The following is a 694-nucleotide window of genomic DNA, read 5'->3' as shown; positions in this document are numbered from 1 at the left end:
CTAAAGAAAAGGAGAAAACCTAAAGATAAAAACAGAATAATATTTCTATCAGTGAGCATTTTTGCTGCATTTATATAAACATGACTCAATTTTTTATGATTACGCTCGACAGTAGAGTTTTCTTTTAGCCCAATAATTATCAGCAGTGCTGAAATCAGAACTAGCACTGCATACATAGAGAACGCAGTACGCCAGGAAAAGTGATCGGATAAAATACCAATGATGCTACGACTAAAAATGATACCGACAATTGATGCCGATATCATTAATCCCATTGCTTGTGGGAGTCTATCCGACGCAGTATTTTTAGCAGTATAAGCAAATAAAGCAGCAGGAACCGCAGCAGCAAAAAATCCAAGTAATGCCATAACGAGAAGAAAAACATTATAGTTTGTAATATAAAGGCAAATAATCAAACAGAAAATAACACCTGCGCATCCAAACAAGCTCAAATACTTAGCTGACGCTCTGTCAGATAGAGGACCAAATATAAAAAATGAAATAGCATAAATAAAGCATGACACACTAAATGAATAGCGTGCATCTAGTACCGCCACATGAAAACTTTCTGATATTTCCTGAAAAATTAGCTGTGTGATATAAACTGCACCTACCGATAAAATAACCCCGATAACCGATATGATCAGGCTAGAAAACTCGCCGTCTGAATTACTATTTCCGAGTATGTTATTTG

1 protein-coding gene is annotated in these 694 nt (G+C 35.7%); it reads right to left on the bottom strand.

Annotated features, from left to right (window positions below; translation table 11 throughout):
- The coding region (locus V2A85_RS24220; RefSeq protein ID WP_420072624.1) for an MFS transporter at positions 1–694 on the bottom strand (694 nt) is incomplete at both ends.

Source organism: Yersinia sp. 1252 StPb PI (genome assembly GCF_048593885.1).
Taxonomy (GTDB): Bacteria; Pseudomonadota; Gammaproteobacteria; order Enterobacterales; family Enterobacteriaceae; genus Yersinia; species Yersinia enterocolitica_E.
The sequence above is the reverse complement of the archived record's forward strand: the minus strand, read 5'-3'. Positions and strand labels throughout refer to the sequence as shown.